Source organism: Methylobacterium sp. J-030 (genome assembly GCF_022829545.1).
Classification (GTDB): Bacteria; Pseudomonadota; Alphaproteobacteria; order Rhizobiales; family Beijerinckiaceae; genus Methylobacterium.
In genome coordinates this window covers 1-337 of the sequence record NZ_JAKSYM010000228.1, presented here as the reverse complement: position 1 = coordinate 337, position 337 = coordinate 1, and the positions used below count along the sequence as shown (strand labels likewise).

Below are 337 nucleotides of genomic sequence, written 5' to 3'. Positions count from 1 at the left end.
GGGTGGCGCACGCTCCCCGAGGTCGCGCTGCCCTAGGTCGCTACGCTGCGCTCGCGATAACGGCGAGCGGTCTCTGACAAGTCCAGGGTGACCGCCCCGGAAGGGCAACAGGGGGTCCGGGGCAGCTCGCCGTGCATATGCACGAACGCCCGGGAGCCCCCCGGATCGTGCAGGTCGTCGACGTTCTGCGGGCCCAGGAACAGCCGCCCGGCCCGTGCGGCGAGCCGGGCCTCGGCCTGGGCCAGGGCGACGTGCGCGGCGTTCGGCGCGGCCGCGATCACGCCGCGGCGGCGATGGTCGTAGAAGTCGAGCACCGTATCGGGATCCGCCGCATAGG

The 337-nt window shown here is 73.6% G+C and carries 1 pseudogene; it reads right to left on the bottom strand.

The window, feature by feature from the left end:
• Positions 1 to 92: 92 nt before the first annotated feature.
• Positions 93 to 337: pseudogene (locus MKK75_RS17130) on the bottom strand (Sir2 family NAD-dependent protein deacetylase); the annotation flags it as partial.